Origin of the sequence: Phyllobacterium sophorae, assembly GCF_003010965.1 — a bacterium.
Lineage (GTDB): Bacteria > Pseudomonadota > Alphaproteobacteria > Rhizobiales > Rhizobiaceae > Phyllobacterium > Phyllobacterium sophorae.
The window spans coordinates 236,164-252,458 of sequence record NZ_PGGM01000004.1 but is presented as its reverse complement, the minus strand read 5'-3'; the positions used below and the strand labels follow the sequence as shown (position 1 = coordinate 252,458).

The following is a 16,295-nucleotide window of genomic DNA, read 5'->3' as shown; positions in this document are numbered from 1 at the left end:
CGTTGATCCATCGCCGCATGAATCTTTCCCGTGGTTCCAGCATCTCCAAAGGCTGGCCTCGCGCTGGACCGACTCATGCACTTTGTCCCTGCGGTCCATCGGGTGCGTCCCGTGACCTCAGACTTGCATCAAGGCGGCCGCAAGTGCCGCTACGGATTGGAGACCCAAGATGGCTACACAGCGCATCCTCGACTTCATCAATACACGACGCCCGAATGGCCCCTGCATGGTGCTTGATCTCGAGGTGGTTCGGGAAAATTTTCATAATTTCGAGATGGCGCTGCCGGAATCGAAGATCTTCTATGCGGTGAAGGCCAATCCTGCGCCGGAAATCCTGCGTCTGCTCGCCTCTCTCGGTTCGAACTTCGACACGGCATCGGTTGCCGAAGTCGAAATGGCACTCGATGCCGGCGCGACGGCTGACCGCATCTCCTTCGGCAACACGATCAAGAAGGAACGCGATATCGCGCGTGCCTTCGAACTCGGCATTCGTCTTTATGCCGTCGATTGCGTCGAGGAAGTCGAGAAGGTCGCCCGCGCAGCTCCCGGCTCGCGCGTGTTCTGCCGTGTCCTGACCGACGGGGCCGGCGCCGAATGGCCGCTGTCGCGCAAGTTCGGCTGCGTGCCGGCAATGGCCGTCGACGTGCTGCGGGCTGCGCAGAAGCTCGGCCTCGACAGCTATGGCGTATCGTTCCATGTCGGTTCGCAGCAGACGGATCTGGCCGCCTGGGATCGTGCGCTCGGCGATGCGAAGCAGGTCTTCGATACGCTCGCCAAGGAAGGCATCACGCTGAAGATGGTCAATATGGGCGGCGGTTTCCCGACCCGTTACCTCAAGGACGTGCCGACCGCCCAGGCCTATGGTCAGGCGATCTTCCAGGCATTGAGCAAGCATTTCGGCAACCGCCTGCCCGAGACCATCATCGAGCCAGGCCGCGGCATGGTCGGCAACGCCGGCGTGATCAAGGCAGAAGTCGTTCTCGTGTCGAAGAAGGCCGACAACGACAATGTACGCTGGGTCTATCTCGACATCGGCAAGTTCGGCGGTCTCGCCGAGACGATGGATGAGGCAATCCGTTACCAGATCACCACGCCGCGCGATGGCGACCGCAGCGAGCCTTGCGTCCTTGCAGGCCCGACCTGTGACTCGGCCGACGTGATGTACGAAAAGAACCCCTATCCGCTCCCCATTTCGCTGACCATTGGCGATGAGGTGCTGATCGAGGGAACTGGCGCCTACACCACGACCTACTCGGCAGTCGCCTTCAACGGGTTTGAACCCCTCCGATCATACGTCATTTAAGGGGTTTTTGCCCCGTTGCAAAAGCTGTCCCGGCCTCTCGTGCCGGGCGGCGTTGACGCACCTTTATGATTGATTGGTCAAGACAATGAGCGCAGTAGACTTCATCGAACACAATCTGCATCCGGATGGATTGCAGGCTTGCATTATCCTCAACGAAACCGTGCAGGACGAACGGGCACGCGAAGCTTTGCTGGATCGCGCCATGGGCGAGGGCCGCCGCCGCAAGTCGTCGGAAAAGCTGCGGCGCGGCCGGCTGCCTTCCGCGGGCCTTGCCTTTGTCGCGCGCGGCGAAGACGGCACATTGCTGGGCACGGTGCGCCTTTGGGACATCCAGGCCGGACACGACGCGGCAGGCAAACCGGTGCGTGCGCTCCTGCTCGGACCTTTGGCCGTCGATCCTTCGGTCAAGGGGCAGGGCATCGGCGCGGCACTGATGCATCATGCGACGGCCGAGGCCGCACGCCTTGGCCACGGCGCGATCATCCTGGTGGGTGATCCGGAATATTACGAGCGTTTTGGTTTCAGCGGTGCGAACACGTCAGGCCTTGCCATGCCTGGTCCGGTCGAGCGCCGCCGTTTTCTGGCGCTGGAACTAAAGCAGGGCCACCTTGACGGTGCGCACGGATTGCTCACGCCACGAGGCCGCCGTTCATCGCGGGCGACGAGAGTACTGCCTGTGTCGCTGCGGTTTTCAATGTAAAGAGACCTTTTGATCTCTTCACCCTGATGGACATCTGATGCGATTTTCTCTGCTTCCGGTGCTCATGGACCCAAAAGTCCACTGCGCTCCGGTTCTCGAAAATCAGCCCAGCTGCCTCATCAGCGTGAATTCTCAAAAGGCCTTTAGAAAAAAGGACCGGCCCCATTTGGGCCGGTTTTTGTTTAACGGGCATTTTTGCGGACGAAATTTTCAATCGCCGTCACTTCACCCTGCTGGATTTCGTGCCCGCCTGGATGCCAGAAAAGGTCGGTCTCAACCTCCTGCGAGATCAGATAATCGGCAAAGGATTGGGTCAGTTCCGGCGGACAGATCGGGTCCCTTTGCCCGGCGGTGATCAATACGTGTTTGCCGGCAAGCCCGGTTTGCGCGGCCGGTTTCCACGGTATCAATGGGTGCATCAATATCGCTGCGTCGAACAGTTCGGGTTGCGACAGCATCACCGAAGCCAGGATATTCGTTCCATTGGAATAGCCAAGGCCGATCACAGTCGCGGGCTTCGCACTGTCCTTGTGAGCCCGGATGTATTGCGCCATGGTGCCCGTGCGCGCGGCGAGGTCGTCCATATCGTAGACGCCTTCGCCCGTGCGGCGGAAAAAGCGCGATGCGCCATGTTCCGATACATCGCCGCGCGGCGATACGATCGTGGCGTCCGGCAGCAAGCGCCGGCCGAAATCGAAGAACTGGTTTTCATCGCCGCCCGTGCCGTGAAAAACGAACAGCAGCGGGCTGCCCGGCTGTTCGGCCTTGTGGATGCGATGCCGATAGCTATTGATTGACATGTCTAACTTCTCCAGTGCGGCGTCATCCGCACCACTTGGTTGCTTTTCCATGTCCTGCATATGTCGCGGGAGCCGGGATAGTTAAACCCGTCTCCCGCTTGATACATTGTCTCCGTCCTGTAGACAGTCGCCACTCAGAGTACCCGGTCTGTTGACGCAGTTAACCGATATCCGACCAAGGACCGTGGAAGTCGCCTTCCTCGCCGAGACGCTTGAAACCATGTGCGCCGAAGAAATCGCGCTGTGCCTGGATGAGGTTGGCGGTGCCGCGCGCCTGGCGGTAGCCGTCGAAATAATTCAGCGCGGCAGAGAGCGCCGGGGTCGGCAGACCCGCAAGAGCCGCCTGCGCAACGATCTGGCGCAGTGACTTCGAACCGGCCTTCATCCGTTCGACGAAGGCTGGCGCGAGCAGAAGGTTCTTGCCTTCGCTGCCTTCGAAAGCCGCGGCGATCTGGTCGAGGAACTGCGAGCGGATGATGCAGCCAGCGCGCCAGATGCGCGCCGTCGTGGCAAGCGGGATATTCCAGCCGTGCTCCTTCGATGCACCTGCCATCACGTCGAAGCCCTGCGCATAGGCAGCGATCTTCCCGGCGAGAAGGCCTCGTTCCAGCGTGTCGATGAAATCGGCGTCGCTGTTCGCAAGCCTGGCGCCATCGAGATTGCCATAGGCTTTCGAAGCCTCGCTACGCTCCTTGATGAGCGATGAGATTGAACGGGCGGCGACGGCGGCCTCGATGGCGGTCGCGGGTATGCCGAGCATTTGCGCCTCGATCGCGGCCCAGCGGCCAGTGCCCTTCTGGCCGGCGCTGTCGAGGATGACGTCGACGGCAGGCTTGCCCGTCTTCTTGTCTGTCGCCAGCAAAACCTTGGCGGTGATCTCGATCAGATAGGAATTCAGGGGACCGGCATTCCATTTTTCGAATATCCTGCCGATGTCCGGGGGAGTAAGGCCGAGACCATCGCGCAGCACGCCATAGACTTCGGCGATCATCTGCATGTCGGCATATTCGATGCCGTTGTGGATGGTCTTGACGAAATGGCCGGCGCCATCGGGACCGAGCAGAGCCGAACAGGATTCGCCTTCGTATTTAGCCGAGATCGCCGTCAGGACGGGCTCGATACGCGCATAGGATTCCGGCGTGCCGCCAACCATGATAGACGGGCCATGACGCGCGCCTTCTTCACCGCCGGAAACGCCCATGCCGACAAATGTCGGATCATTGGGTCCAAGTTCGGCCAGGCGGCGGACCGTGTCATGGAAGTTCGCATTGCCCGCGTCGATGATGATGTCGTCCTTGGCGAGGAACGGCTTCAATGCGGCGATCTGCTCGTCGACGGCTTCGCCCGCCTTGACCATCAGGATGATCGGACGCGGCGCGCGGATGTTCTTGGCCAATTCTTCCAGCGTTTCGCACGGTATGATCTTGTCCTGCAGGGAACCTGCTTCTTCGTAGAACTCGCGGGTCTTTGCCACAGTTCTGTTGAAAACCGCGACGCGATAACCGTTTTCAGCGATATTGAGCGCCAGATTGGCGCCCATGACGCCGAGGCCGATCAATCCGATGTCAGCTTGCTGCATGATTTGGGTCCTTGATAATTTCGATATGGGCCGCAGGCCGTGAGCGACCTCTGAGTCCGGAAGAGCATTTGTATATCAATGGGCACTGACGGCAACGATTAGATGCGCATATAGTCTAATTATCACGCAGCTGTTCCATGTCGCGGATCCGATTAGCGCTGCTTTTCTCGAGCTTGCGGGTGACCTCGGCGATAAGTGTTTCGGCAACGAGGAAAAGGGTTGCCGACGAATCCCATGGCGAAGGAACGGCGGTGCGACCGGCAATGACATGACGGGCAAATCGGGCAATGGGGGATAGCCACTGATCCGTGATCAGGACAATCTCCACACCGCGCGCCTGGGCCTTTTCAGCAAAGCGGATCAGGCTGTCCTGGTAGCGGCGGATGTCGAAGATGATCAGCACATCCTTCTTGCCCATGTCGATCAACTGATCACGCCAGTGACTTTCCTGTCCGACCAGATGCGTCACGCCAGGGCGGGTAATCTTGAGGTGCGCAGCCATGTATCTGGCGATGGGATCAGTGAAGCGCCCGCCGAGGAGATAGATACGGGCACGGTTGCGGCTGATGGCATCTGTTACGTCGTCAAGCTGTTGCAGGGACAGGTGCTGGAAAGTTTCGCGGATGTTTTCGATGGCAGCTTCCATGAGGGGAAATGCTGCACCACCCTTTGCAGGTACGATTGCGGCCGCCCGGTTCCACGGCGATTGTACCTGTGCAGCGAGTTCCTCCTGGAGCGCACCCTGGAAATCCGGGTAACTCTGGAAACCCAAGCGCGAAACAAAACGCAGGATCGTCGGAGAACTAACCCCGGCCTGAGTCGAGAATTCGGCAACAGTGCGCAGACCGATCAATGGATAGTTGGCAATGAGCGTCTGCGCGGCCTTGCGTTCCGATGCGGACATGGCGTCGATTTTCTCGGCGATCAGCTCGGAAATGCTGGTGCTCATCGGTGTTTCCCCACATCTGCCGTGACCGTTTTTTGCAAAGTGCAATTTTCGGATTTGACAATTTTAGTTGATATGTATCAAATCATACGAGAGTGGAAATAAAAATACAAAATGTAACGTAAAGTACAATTGCCAAAGAGGGCAATATGGGATTGTCGCAGGCAGTGGAGCATGGCTGGAGTCCTGTCCGGGTGTCGAACCCCGATGGGCTCGGACCCTTCGTCATTCTGTGTGATCACGCCTCCAATTACATTCCCGAAGGCTTTGGCACCCTGGGCCTGCAGCCGGATGATCTGCAAAAGCACATTGCCTGGGATCCTGGTGCTCTGGGTGTCAGCCAGGTGATGAGCCAAATGCTGGATGCGCCGCTGGTCGAATCCTGCGTGTCGCGCCTTATCATAGATTGCAATCGTCCGCTTGATGCGCCCGATCTCGTTCCCTCCCTGAGCGAGGTCACGACGATTCCGGCCAATGTTGATCTGGAGTTAGCAGCCAAACAGCAGCGAATTGCACTTTCACACATACCGTACCATGCCGCCATTGAAACGCTTGTGCGGGAGCGGGCCAGCGAGGGTCTGCCGGAGCCGATTTATGTGGCGGTGCATTCCTACACGCCGGTCTATCGCGGTGTGGAACGCCCATGGCATATCGGCATCATCCATGATGATGACGACAGGGTCGCCGCGCCCTTGATCGCGGGCCTGCAGGCGTTGAATCAGTTCAACGTCGGCATCAACGAACCCTATTCACCGGCAGACCGTGTTTACTACACGCTGGAGCGGCACGCTTCTGCCCTTGGATTACCGGCCGTGATGATCGAGATCCGCAATGATCTTATCACAACGCCGCAAGAAGAAGAGGCCTGGGGCACGATGCTGTCCGGCCTGCTCAGGGAGATTCTGGAACAACCGCTTTCCAAAAAAGCGGGCACACCAAAGAGGGGAACGGCGTAGGCAAATTACGGAGTAGCGCTCTAGCGGGTATCTGACGTTGCAACTTACCAGAATAATAGGGGAACGTGATGACACAGCAAGATTATACCGAGACAGACAAATCGGAGGATATAAAGGTCCTCCACAGCATGGGCTACGCCCAGGAACTGGAGCGGCGATTGAGCCGCTTTTCGAATTTCGCCGTCTCTTTTTCGATCATCTGCATCCTGTCCGGCGGTATCAATTCACTGGCACAGGCGACATCGGGCGCCGGCGGTGCCGGAATTGGCATTGGCTGGCTGGTGGGCTGCTTCGTCTCGCTGACGTTTGCCGTCGCCATGTCGCAGATCAGTTCCGCCTATCCGACGGCAGGCGGGCTTTATCACTGGGGTTCGATCCTCGGTAATCGCGGAACCGGCTGGGTGACGGCCTGGCTCAACCTGCTGGGCCTGATCACCGTGCTTGGCGCCATCAATGTCGGGACGTGGACGTTCTTCGTCGGCGCTTTCGGCGCGACGCTCGGCATCGAGAACACGATCACAACGCAGACGATCTTCCTGATCATCATCACCGGGGCACAGGCGCTGATCAACCATCTCGGGATCAAGCTGACCGCGAAGCTTACCGATTTTTCCGGTTACCTGATATTCTTCGGCTCGATCCTCATCGCGGTCGTCTGCCTGTTCGCAGCCGAAACCTGGGATTTCGGCAGGCTCTTCACCTTCCAGAACTATTCGGGCGAGGCCGGCGGCAATGTATGGCCGGCAGTCTCGAACTGGTGGGTGTTCGCCTTGGGCCTTCTGCTGCCGATCTATACGATCACCGGCTATGATGCCTCGGCCCATACGTCCGAAGAGACAATCAAGGCGGCTCATTCCGTACCGCGCGCCATGGTCATGTCGGTGGTTTGGTCAGCGATCTTCGGCTACCTGTTCCTTGCCGCATTCGTGCTCATGATCCCGAACATGGACGAAGCAGCCAAGCAGGGCTGGAACGTGTTCTTCTGGGCTTTCGACCAGCGCGTCGGCACTGGCCTGAAGGAGTTCGTCTATATCGTCGTGTTCCTGGCACAGCTGCTTTGCGGCCTCGCGACTGTGACATCAGCATCACGCATGATCTTCGCCTTCTCGCGTGACGGCGGACTGCCGGCGTCCGGGGCGCTTTCAAAGGTCAGCCCGACCTACCGCACACCGGTGGCCGCCATCTGGACATCGGCTGTCCTGTCGGTGCTCTTCGTCTGGGGATCGTCTTTGGTTTCGGTTGCAGGCACTTCGGCCTATACCATCGTCGTATCCTGCACCGTTATCTTCCTGTTCCTTTCCTTCACCGTACCGATCGTGCTCGGCCTCCTCGCCTGGGGCACGCCGAAATGGGACAAGATGGGCCCATGGAACATGGGGCGCGGTATCTTCACCCTGTTTGCGATCCTGTCGATCCTGTCGATGATCCTGATCTTCGTCATCGGCATCCAGCCGCCGAATGACTGGGCGCTCTACATCACCGTCGGTTTCTTCATCCTGACGGCGATCATCTGGTTCGCCTTCGAGAAGCGCCGGTTCCAAGGCCCCCCGCTCGGCGAAATCATTGCCGCGCGCCAGGCGGCTATCAAGGCTGCGGAAAAGGCAGTGGGCGAAACATCCTGATTTTGAAACAGGGGGCGACCGGCTTCGGCGGGTCGCCCCTTTTATTTTGCCCTGGATCGACATTTTTTGCTTGAGGAAAAAATATGCCCGGACATTGGAGTTTCGACGAACTAAAGCGCCACGTGACCAATGGCGAGATTGATACGGTTCTGGCCTGTTTCGTCGACATGCAGGGCCGCCTGATCGGCAAGCGGTTCCACGCGAGTTTCTTCGTTGAATCCGCGCATGACGAGACGCATGGCTGCAATTATCTGCTGGCCAACGATATCGATATGGAGCCGGTGCCGGGCTACAAGGCGGCGAGCTGGAAGCAAGGCTATGGCGATTTCGTCATCAAGCCCGACCTCGCCACGATCCGCCACATTCCATGGCTCGAGAAATGCGCGCTCGTTCTTTGCGACATTCTCGACCACCACCACCATGAAGACCTTGCTCACTCTCCCCGTGCTATCCTGAAACGTCAGCTTGCCCGGCTGAAGGAGCGTGGCTATCTTGCCTATTTCGCCTCGGAGCTGGAGTTCTATCTCTTCGACGAAACCTACGAGACCGCCCGCGCCAAGCACTGGAAGGGCATGGCGACCGCATCGCCCTATATCCAGGACTATGTGATCCAGATGACGACCAAGGAAGACGCGGTCATGCGCGCGATCCGCAATGGCCTGTTCGATGCGGGTATTCCAGTCGAGAATTCCAAGGGCGAGTGGGGTCCGGGCCAGGAAGAGATCAATGTGCGCTATGCCGAGGCGCTGGAAATGGCTGACCGGCATGTAATCATGAAGAACGGCTGCAAGGAAATCGCCACCCAGATGGGCAAGGCGATCACGTTCATGGCGAAGTACGATTATTCGCTCGCCGGAAGCTCCAGCCATGTCCACAACTCCCTGTGGAGCGCGGACGGCAAGACGCCGCTGTTCTTCGACAAGAAGGCCGAGCACACCATGTCGCCGCTGATGCGCCAGTGGGTGGCGGGGCAGCTGAAATATGCCGATGACTTCACCTATTTCCTCGCACCCTACATCAACTCCTACAAGCGCTTCCAGGCGGGCACGTTTGCACCGACAAAGAATGTCTGGAGCCTTGATAACCGTACGGCCGGGTTCCGGCTGTGCGGTGAGGGGACGAAAGGCATACGCATCGAGTGCCGCATCGGCGGCGCCGATCTCAATCCATACCTCGCTTTTGCCGGGCTTATCGCCTCGGGTCTTGCCGGGATCGATGAGAAGCTGGAACTTGGCGCGCCATTCCAGGGCGATGCCTATGGTGGCGCCCGCCTGCGGGAAATCCCCAAGACCTTGCGGGATGCGACGGAGACGCTCGCGCGCTCGAAGATGCTGAAAGCGGCGCTGGGTGAGGATGTGGTCGAGCACTACGTGCATACCGCCAAATGGGAACAGTTCGAATATGACCGCCGCGTGACCGACTGGGAGTTGCATCGCGGCTTCGAACGGTATTGAAGAACGAAACTGACATAAATAGCCTAGAGGTTTTGCCATGACCGAGACGGTCAAACTGATTACCCCGATCGACGGTTCCGTCTATGCGGAACGCCCCATTGCAACCGACAAGGCCGTCGACGCCGCTGTAGAAACGGCGAAACAGGCACAAGCGGACTGGGCACAGACGAGCATTGCCGAGCGTGGCCGGTTTTGCCTCGCCGCGCTTGATGCACTGCTCGCCATGAATGACGAAATCGTTCCCGAGATCGCCTGGCAGATGGGGCGGCCGGTGCGCTATGGCGGCGAAAAGGGCGGTGTCGAAGAGCGTACGCGCTACATGGTCAGGATCGCCGAACAGGCGCTCGCACCGGTCGTCGAGAACGACAGGCCGGGATTCCGCCGCTACATCAAACATGTACCGCTCGGCGTCGTCATGGTCATCGCGCCTTGGAACTATCCATACCTGACCGCTGTCAACACCATCATCCCGGCGCTGATGGCGGGTAACAGCGTGATCCTGAAACATGCGGCGCAGACGCTCATCGTTGGCGAGCGCTTCGCCCAGGCATTCGAGAAGGCCGGACTGCCGAAGGGCGTCTTCCAGAACATCGTGCTGAGCCACGGCCAGACAGAAAAACTGCTGGGTTCGGGGCGTATCGATCATGTCAATTTTACCGGTTCCGTCGGCGGTGGCCGCGCCATCGAGAAGGCTGCTGCCGGAACGTTCATGACGCTTGGCCTCGAGCTTGGAGGCAAGGATCCGGCCTATGTGCTGCCGGACGTCAATCTCGACCACGCGGTGGCCAACCTTGTCGACGGCGCCTTCTTCAATTCCGGCCAATGCTGCTGCGGTATCGAGCGCATCTATGTGCACGAAAACGTCTATGACCGCTTCGTCGATGGCTTTATCGACCTCACCAGGCAATATGTCGTCGGCAACCCGCTGGATGCTTCAACGACGATGGGACCCATGGCGCAGACGCGCTTTGCCGATCTCGTGCGTGAGCAGAAGGCCGAAGCCCTGCGCAAGGGCGCCAAGGCGCACGTCAACATGAGTGCTGCCAATGACAAGGCGGGTTCGCCCTATCTCGCGCCAGAGGTGCTGACGGGCGTCGATCACCAGATGAGCGTCATGCGCGAGGAGAGTTTCGGCCCGATCGTCGGCATCATGAAGGTGCGCAACGACGAGGAAGCCGTGGCACTGATGAATGACAGCCAGTATGGCCTGACGGCGTCGCTGTGGACCACCGATACGGATCACGCGGCAGATATCGGCGACCGGATCGAGACCGGCACGGTGTTCATGAACCGCTGCGACTATATCGACCCGGCGCTGGTGTGGACCGGCGTCAAGGAGACCGGCAAGGGCGCGGCAATGTCCGCCATCGGCTATGGCAATCTGACGAGACCCAAGTCCTATCATTTGCGCGAACAGATCTAATTCCCTGAGAGAGACATGACATGAGCAAACTCATTTCCAAATGGAACTATCCGACCACCGTCCGTTTTGGCGCGGGGCGCATCGCGGAATTGCCGGAGGTTCTGGAAGCGACGGGGATCAAGAAACCGCTATTCGTCACCGATCCGGGCCTTGCCAAGCTGCCTGTCGTGGCAAGCACTTTGAAAATCCTCGACGACGCGAAGGTGCCATACGGGGTGTTTTCGGATGTGAAGCCCAATCCGGTGGAATCGAACCTGACGGCCGGTATCGCTGTATTCAAAAAGGGCAAGCACGACGGCGTCATCGCCTTCGGCGGTGGCTCGGCACTCGATCTTGGCAAGCTGATCGCCTTCCAGGCTGGACAGACGCGGCCGGTCTGGGACTTCGAGGACGTCGGTGACTGGTGGACACGCGCCAACAGCGACGCGATCGCGCCGATTATCGCAGTCCCGACAACGGCCGGAACGGGTTCGGAGGTCGGGCGCGCCGGTGTCATCACCAATGAGGAAACCCACACCAAGAAGGTGATCTTCCATCCGAAGCTTCTGCCGGTGGTGGTTATCGCCGATCCCGAACTTTCGGTTGGTATGCCGGCGTTCATAACTGCCGGCACGGGCATGGATGCGCTGGCGCATTGCCTCGAAGCCTATTGCGCGCCGGGCTATCATCCGATGGCCGATGGCATTGCGGTCGAAGGTATCCGGTTGGTGTTCGAAAACCTGCCGAAGGCCTACGCGAATGGCAAGGATCTGACAGCGCGGGCGCATATGATGAGCGCCGCTGCGATGGGTGCCGCCGCGTTCCAGAAGGGTCTCGGCGCCATCCATTCGCTCTCGCATCCCATCGGCGCGCTTTACGACACACATCACGGCATGACCAATGCGGTGTTCATGCCCTATGTGCTGGCCTTCAACCGTGATGCGGTGGAAGAGCGAATTGCGCGTCTTGCCAGCTATATCGGCATCAAGGGCGGTTTCGACGGCTTTGCCAAGGCGGTGATCAAGCTGCGCAAGGAGCTAAAGGTGCCGCACGCGCTGCCGGGTCTGATCAAGGACCTCAACATGACGAAGAAGCAGAAAGAGCTGATTGCCGACATGGCCATTGTCGATCCGACGGCCGGTGGCAATCCGGTCAAGTTGACGAAGAAAGCAGCATTGAAGCTGCTGGATGAGGCGATTGCGGGATAACTGCGAAGGTTTACCTGTTGAATGAGGCGCTGGAAACAGTGCCTTTTTTGATGCTGCGGGAGCGGTTGATCTGTTAATGCCCCAGGACCAGCAGGTCCTTTGCGCAAAGGCTGACCTTGACGTTCTCGCCGGGTTCCGGCGGCGGGGCGCTCGGATTGTTGAAGGTATCGAAGGATACAGTGTTTTCGCCGAGCGATGCGCGGATGCGGATGACCGAACCCAGGAAATGCACACTGTTGATCGTGCCGTCGAGCGTCGTCTCGCGCTTGTCAGTCGCATCGCCGAGGCTGACAGCTTCCGGACGGACGGCGAGTGATATCTTGTCGCCGGTCTTGTGACCATTGAGGCGTGTCCGGTCGATCGAAATATCCTTGCCATCAATGCTGATGAGTCCAGCCGCTGCATCGCGCACCGTGGCATCCAGCGTATTGAGCGTGCCTACGAAGGAAGCGACGAACCGGGATGCTGGCTGGTTGTAAATTTCGAAAGGAGCACCGACCTGTTCGGCGTTGCCTTCATACATCACCACAATACGGTCAGAGATCGATAAGGCCTCTTCCTGATCGTGGGTGACGAAAATGGTGGTGATACCGAGCTTGCGCTGGATCGCCCGGATTTCCTCACGCAGCGAAACACGGATCTTCGCGTCGAGAGCGGAGAGGGGTTCATCCAGGAGTAGCACCTGTGGCTTCGTGGCCAGTGCGCGGGCCAGTGCCACACGCTGCTGCTGACCGCCGGAGAGCTGATAGGGGAAGCGTTCGGCGAGATGGTCGAGTTTGATCAGCGACAGCATTTCGTGCACCGTCGCGTTGATTTCCGCCTGCGGCTTCTTGGCGACTTTCAGACCGAAGGCGACATTCTGCGCCACGGTCATATTGGGGAACAGCGCATAGGCCTGGAACACCATCCCGATATTGCGCTGGTTTGGCTTCAGATTGACGACATCCTTGCCGCCGATGCTGATCTTGCCGGAGGTCGGGGTTTCAAACCCGGCTACCATGCGCAGGACCGTGGTCTTGCCGCAACCGCTCGGTCCAAGGAAGGAAACAAACTCCCCTTTCTCGACCTCGAGATTGAAATCATGAACGACGGTGGTAGCTCCGAAACTCTTTTTCAAATGACTGATGCTGAGAAATGACATGAGTGAGTATCCGGATTATCGCTTGGTCGCAGCGAGGGATTTATTGAGACGGGTGACGACCTGGATCAGCCCCATGCAGATCCAGGTGATGGCAAAGGCGATCACCGAGAGCGCTGCCGGTTCGTAGGCGCGATTTGCACCGAGCAACTGCAGGAACGGTCCGAACGCCGGGCGATTGAGAAGCGCCGCCATGGTGAATTCGCCGATGACGATGGCGAAGGTCAGGAAGGCACCGGACAGAACCGCGACGAGCACGTTGGGAAGAATGATACGCGACATGATGGTGATACGGCTGGCACCGAGGCTTTCGGCGGCTTCGGTCAGGGTGCGGATATCAATGGCGCCAAGACCCGTGTCGACGGCGCGATACATATAGGGCAGGGCAAGAGTCGTATATCCCAGGCAGAGCAAGATATTCGTTCCCATCGCCGATCCGGTCAGAGGCAGGATCGAAGACGTGTTGTAGAGCCGGATGTAGCCGAACACGATGACGATTGCAGGAATTACAAGCGGTAGAAGCGTGATGAATTCGATGAACGGGCGCCAGGCCGGCAACCTTAACCGCACCCAGTAGGCTGTCGGAACCACCAGCACGACGCCGACGATGATTGTCGCGATTGCCATGAAGACGGAATAGGTGAACGTCGCCTGAAAGCCGGGATCACTCAGCACTACCCAGTAGGCATCGAGCGAATAGGTGCCGCGACGCATGCGCAATGAAAACTCGAGCAGACCCAGCAGCGGCAGCACAAAGTAGAGAATACCGAAGGCGAGAGCGATCCACGACCAGAAACGATTTGACTTCATTTGAGCCACCGCTCACTGCGGGCACGCATCCAGATGTAGATTCCATTGGAAACGCCGGTGATGACAATCATGCCGAAGGCCAGCGCATAACCCAGTTGCGGGTCCTGCAATACATCGCCGCGGATCTGGGCGTAGAGGACGATCGGCACGATGCTGAGCGAGGAGCCGGTCAACGCATAGGCTGTGGCGATAGCACCGAAGGAATTGGCGAAAAGCAGAAGCATCGTTCCCAGCAGTGCAGGCCAGAGGATCGGAAATGCCACCATGCGCCAGTATTGCGGGCCGGTGGCGCCAAGAATTAGCGCCGCTTCCTTCCACTCCCGCTTCAAGCCATCGAGGGCTGGGGTGATGATGAGAACCATCAACGGAATCTGAAAGTACAGATAGGTGATGGTCAGGCCCCAGAAGCTGAGCAGATTAAAGCCATGGGCATAGAGGTTGAAGCCGAAAATATTGACCAGCAGATAGGTGACGAGACCTGTGCGTCCAAGTGTGAAGAGGAAAGCATAAGCCAGGGGAACACCAGCGAAATTCGAGGCGACGCCGGAAAAGGTCATCAGTGGCGAGCGGATCCAGCCTGGCAGGCCGCCCAGAACGACTGCAGCAGCAATACAGAAGCCTATCACTGCGCCCAAAAGCGCCGAAGCCAGGGAGATCTTGATCGATATCCAGTAGGCGTCCCGAATTGAAGGCTGGAAAAGATTAGCCATATTCACGAGGGTCAGATTGCCCTGGGCATCCTGAAAAGCGCCCGCGACAAGGTAAATCGTGGGCAGAACCAGGAACATCACCGCAAAAATCATGAATGGCATGACGCCCAGCCAATCGAGAGAAAGGCGTTTGCGCTCGTTGACCGGCAAGGGGACCGGGGGTGAGGAACTATGTTCTGAAATCGCACTCATAAGTGTGTTGGGACCGCATTCATGGGTTCAATATAACTGTTGCCCCGCTCATTGCGAAGCAGGCAAAGCCCATAGTCTGACAGAACGGAATCCCCGCGGATGGTTCCGCGGGGATTCGATAGCCAGAACTTACTTGACGTTGGCGCCGACGACCTTGTCCCAGCCTTTGGTGATGGCATCCTTGGCGGCTGCCTGTTCATCAAGGGTTGGGAAGAATGCCTTTTCATAGGCTGCCGCAGGCGGAAGCTTGTCGAGGACTTCTTTTGGCACCTTGTTGTTCTTAACCAGGTCCTGGAAACGTGTCGGGTGGCAATAGCCCTTCAGGTAGCCAATTTGCCCCTCGTCGGAATAGAGATACTCCATCCAGAGCTTGGCTGCATTGGGATGTGGTGCATAGGCGCTGATGGCCTGCACATACACGCCGGCAAGAACGCCGGAGGCAGGTACAACAACTTCAACCGGCGGGTTGCCCTTGAGTGTATCGCGACCGGCCAAAGCATTATAATCCCAGGTGATGATGATGGGTGTAGCACCCTGTGCGAGTGTGCCGGACTTGCCGATAACCGGGACGAAATTGCCAGCCTTGTTCAGATCGCCAAAGTACTTCAGACCAGCTTCGCCGGCTTCCGCGCCAGGCTTGGCACCAGTCGAAGCGCCTGCGGCCTGCACGGCAAGGATAGCCTGGTTGGAGGCGCGCGGGTCACCTGCAAGTGCGACGGTATTTGCATATTCGGGCTTGAGCAGGTCCGACCAGTCCTTCGGTACGTTTTTGACGATATCGGTGTTCACCTCAAGCGCCATAACGCCGTAGTAGTCGCCATACCAATGGCCGTCAGCATCCTTCAGTTCCGCCGGGATCGAATCCCAGGTGGAAACCTTGTAAGGCATTGTCAGGCCGTCTTTCTTGGCATCCGGGCCAAACGAAAGACCGACATCGATAACGTCAGGTGCCTGTGGGCCCTTGTTGTCCTTGTTTGCCTTGATCGCCTCGACTTCGTCCTTCGAGCCGGCATCCGGGTTCAATTCGTTGACTTCAATGCCATACTTGGCCTTGAAGCCAGCGATGATGTCGCCGTAACCGCACCAGTCGTGTGGCAAGGCAATCGTCGTGAGTGAGCCTTCCTTCTTTGCGGCATCGACGAGCTCGGCCGGCGCCTCGGCGAATGAAATTGATGTGCTCGCGAACAGCAGAGCTGTTGACAGCGCGAGCGCGCGTTTTGTGTAACCAACCATTTTAACACCCCTTTTTAAGCGATACGTCATTGGCTCTGTTTCGACGTCCAGCTCCGATATAGGTGTCTCGTGTCAGTTGGATGACAGAGCGATGAAGAGGCCGTGAACGTCGTTTTCCTGAGCAGTGAAAGGGAGTGAACCACTTTTTTCGTGGCTTAGCAATTCAGCCAAAAGCTAAATTTATGGCGTAACCCGTTGATGTCTAAATTGCTTCAATAACGACAGAAATGTTGGAACGCGCG

General features: G+C 58.3%; 14 protein-coding genes. 7 read left to right on the top strand and 7 right to left on the bottom strand.

Annotated elements, in window-relative coordinates:
• Window positions 1–169: 169 nt before the first annotated feature.
• Both odc2 and CU103_RS12020 read left to right on the top strand, forming a co-directional pair.
• Window positions 170–1,303: an ornithine/lysine decarboxylase gene (gene odc2 / locus CU103_RS12025; RefSeq protein ID WP_106664159.1), complete on the top strand. Its 1,134-nt coding sequence runs from the start codon at window positions 170–172 to the stop codon at window positions 1,301–1,303.
• A gap of 85 nt (window positions 1,304–1,388) precedes the next feature.
• Window positions 1,389–2,003: a GNAT family N-acetyltransferase gene (locus tag CU103_RS12020; RefSeq protein ID WP_106664158.1), complete on the top strand. Its 615-nt coding sequence runs from the start codon at window positions 1,389–1,391 to the stop codon at window positions 2,001–2,003.
• A 182-nt stretch (window positions 2,004–2,185) separates the two neighbouring features.
• Here CU103_RS12020 and CU103_RS12015 read toward each other — a convergent pair whose 3' ends face one another.
• From CU103_RS12015 to CU103_RS12005, 3 genes are all read right to left on the bottom strand, one after another.
• Complete coding sequence (locus tag CU103_RS12015; RefSeq protein ID WP_106664282.1) at window positions 2,186–2,803, bottom strand: alpha/beta hydrolase; 618 nt, start codon at window positions 2,801–2,803, stop codon at window positions 2,186–2,188.
• A 160-nt stretch (window positions 2,804–2,963) separates the two neighbouring features.
• Window positions 2,964–4,382 carry an NADP-dependent phosphogluconate dehydrogenase gene (gndA, locus tag CU103_RS12010; protein WP_106664157.1) on the bottom strand — a complete coding sequence of 473 codons (1,419 nt, stop codon included), beginning with the start codon at window positions 4,380–4,382 and terminating at the stop codon, window positions 2,964–2,966.
• A 115-nt stretch (window positions 4,383–4,497) separates the two neighbouring features.
• Window positions 4,498–5,331 carry a MurR/RpiR family transcriptional regulator gene (locus CU103_RS12005; protein ID WP_106664156.1) on the bottom strand — a complete coding sequence of 278 codons (834 nt, stop codon included), beginning with the start codon at window positions 5,329–5,331 and terminating at the stop codon, window positions 4,498–4,500.
• A 146-nt stretch (window positions 5,332–5,477) separates the two neighbouring features.
• On the opposite strand from CU103_RS12005, the gene CU103_RS12000 reads away from it, so the two are divergent.
• From CU103_RS12000 to CU103_RS11980, 5 genes are all read left to right on the top strand, one after another.
• Window positions 5,478–6,284, top strand: a complete 807-nt coding sequence (locus CU103_RS12000) for an N-formylglutamate amidohydrolase (RefSeq protein WP_106664155.1) — start codon at window positions 5,478–5,480, stop codon at window positions 6,282–6,284.
• 68 nt (window positions 6,285–6,352) lie between these two features.
• On the top strand, window positions 6,353–7,906 hold the full coding sequence (locus CU103_RS11995; RefSeq protein WP_106664154.1) for an amino acid permease: 1,554 nt from the start codon (window positions 6,353–6,355) through the stop codon (window positions 7,904–7,906).
• Window positions 7,907–7,989: 83 nt separating this feature from the next.
• Window positions 7,990–9,360: a glutamine synthetase family protein gene (locus CU103_RS11990; protein ID WP_106664153.1), complete on the top strand. Its 1,371-nt coding sequence runs from the start codon at window positions 7,990–7,992 to the stop codon at window positions 9,358–9,360.
• Between the two features lie 37 nt (window positions 9,361–9,397).
• Window positions 9,398–10,783 carry an aldehyde dehydrogenase family protein gene (locus tag CU103_RS11985; protein WP_106664152.1) on the top strand — a complete coding sequence of 462 codons (1,386 nt, stop codon included), beginning with the start codon at window positions 9,398–9,400 and terminating at the stop codon, window positions 10,781–10,783.
• A 20-nt stretch (window positions 10,784–10,803) separates the two neighbouring features.
• Entirely contained in the window at window positions 10,804–11,970 is a 1,167-nt protein-coding gene (locus tag CU103_RS11980; protein WP_106664151.1) for an iron-containing alcohol dehydrogenase, read from the top strand.
• A gap of 73 nt (window positions 11,971–12,043) precedes the next feature.
• Here CU103_RS11980 and CU103_RS11975 read toward each other — a convergent pair whose 3' ends face one another.
• The 4 genes from CU103_RS11975 to CU103_RS11960 all read right to left on the bottom strand — a co-directional run bounded on the left by CU103_RS11975 (window position 12,044) and on the right by CU103_RS11960 (window position 16,053).
• Window positions 12,044–13,111 (bottom strand): ABC transporter ATP-binding protein, encoded by a 1,068-nt coding sequence (locus CU103_RS11975; protein WP_106664150.1) that lies wholly within the window; start codon window positions 13,109–13,111, stop codon window positions 12,044–12,046.
• Window positions 13,112–13,126: 15 nt separating this feature from the next.
• Window positions 13,127–13,918: an ABC transporter permease gene (locus CU103_RS11970; protein WP_106664149.1), complete on the bottom strand. Its 792-nt coding sequence runs from the start codon at window positions 13,916–13,918 to the stop codon at window positions 13,127–13,129.
• Complete coding sequence (locus tag CU103_RS11965) at window positions 13,915–14,730, bottom strand: ABC transporter permease (protein ID WP_410010355.1); 816 nt, start codon at window positions 14,728–14,730, stop codon at window positions 13,915–13,917. The genes CU103_RS11970 and CU103_RS11965 overlap by 4 nt, the downstream gene beginning before the upstream one ends.
• A gap of 219 nt (window positions 14,731–14,949) precedes the next feature.
• On the bottom strand, window positions 14,950–16,053 hold the full coding sequence (locus CU103_RS11960; RefSeq protein WP_106664147.1) for an ABC transporter substrate-binding protein: 1,104 nt from the start codon (window positions 16,051–16,053) through the stop codon (window positions 14,950–14,952).
• Window positions 16,054–16,295 lie beyond the last annotated feature (242 nt).

Bases quoted from the DNA above. Each gene is read 5' to 3' on its own strand.
- CU103_RS11970 (WP_106664149.1), bottom strand. From the start codon at position 13,918: ATGAAGTCAAATCGTTTCTGGTCGTGGATCGCTCTCGCCTTCGGTATT.
- gndA (WP_106664157.1), bottom strand. From the start codon at position 4,382: ATGCAGCAAGCTGACATCGGATTGATCGGCCTCGGCGTCATGGGCGCC.
- CU103_RS11975 (WP_106664150.1), bottom strand. From the start codon at position 13,111: ATGTCATTTCTCAGCATCAGTCATTTGAAAAAGAGTTTCGGAGCTACC.
- CU103_RS11980 (WP_106664151.1), top strand. From the start codon at position 10,804: ATGAGCAAACTCATTTCCAAATGGAACTATCCGACCACCGTCCGTTTT.
- CU103_RS11960 (WP_106664147.1), bottom strand. From the start codon at position 16,053: ATGGTTGGTTACACAAAACGCGCGCTCGCGCTGTCAACAGCTCTGCTG.
- CU103_RS11985 (WP_106664152.1), top strand. From the start codon at position 9,398: ATGACCGAGACGGTCAAACTGATTACCCCGATCGACGGTTCCGTCTAT.
- CU103_RS11995 (WP_106664154.1), top strand. From the start codon at position 6,353: ATGACACAGCAAGATTATACCGAGACAGACAAATCGGAGGATATAAAG.
- CU103_RS11965 (WP_410010355.1), bottom strand. From the start codon at position 14,730: ATGCCATTCATGATTTTTGCGGTGATGTTCCTGGTTCTGCCCACGATT.
- CU103_RS12005 (WP_106664156.1), bottom strand. From the start codon at position 5,331: ATGAGCACCAGCATTTCCGAGCTGATCGCCGAGAAAATCGACGCCATG.
- odc2 (WP_106664159.1), top strand. From the start codon at position 170: ATGGCTACACAGCGCATCCTCGACTTCATCAATACACGACGCCCGAAT.
- CU103_RS11990 (WP_106664153.1), top strand. From the start codon at position 7,990: ATGCCCGGACATTGGAGTTTCGACGAACTAAAGCGCCACGTGACCAAT.
- CU103_RS12000 (WP_106664155.1), top strand. From the start codon at position 5,478: ATGGGATTGTCGCAGGCAGTGGAGCATGGCTGGAGTCCTGTCCGGGTG.
- CU103_RS12020 (WP_106664158.1), top strand. From the start codon at position 1,389: ATGAGCGCAGTAGACTTCATCGAACACAATCTGCATCCGGATGGATTG.
- CU103_RS12015 (WP_106664282.1), bottom strand. From the start codon at position 2,803: ATGTCAATCAATAGCTATCGGCATCGCATCCACAAGGCCGAACAGCCG.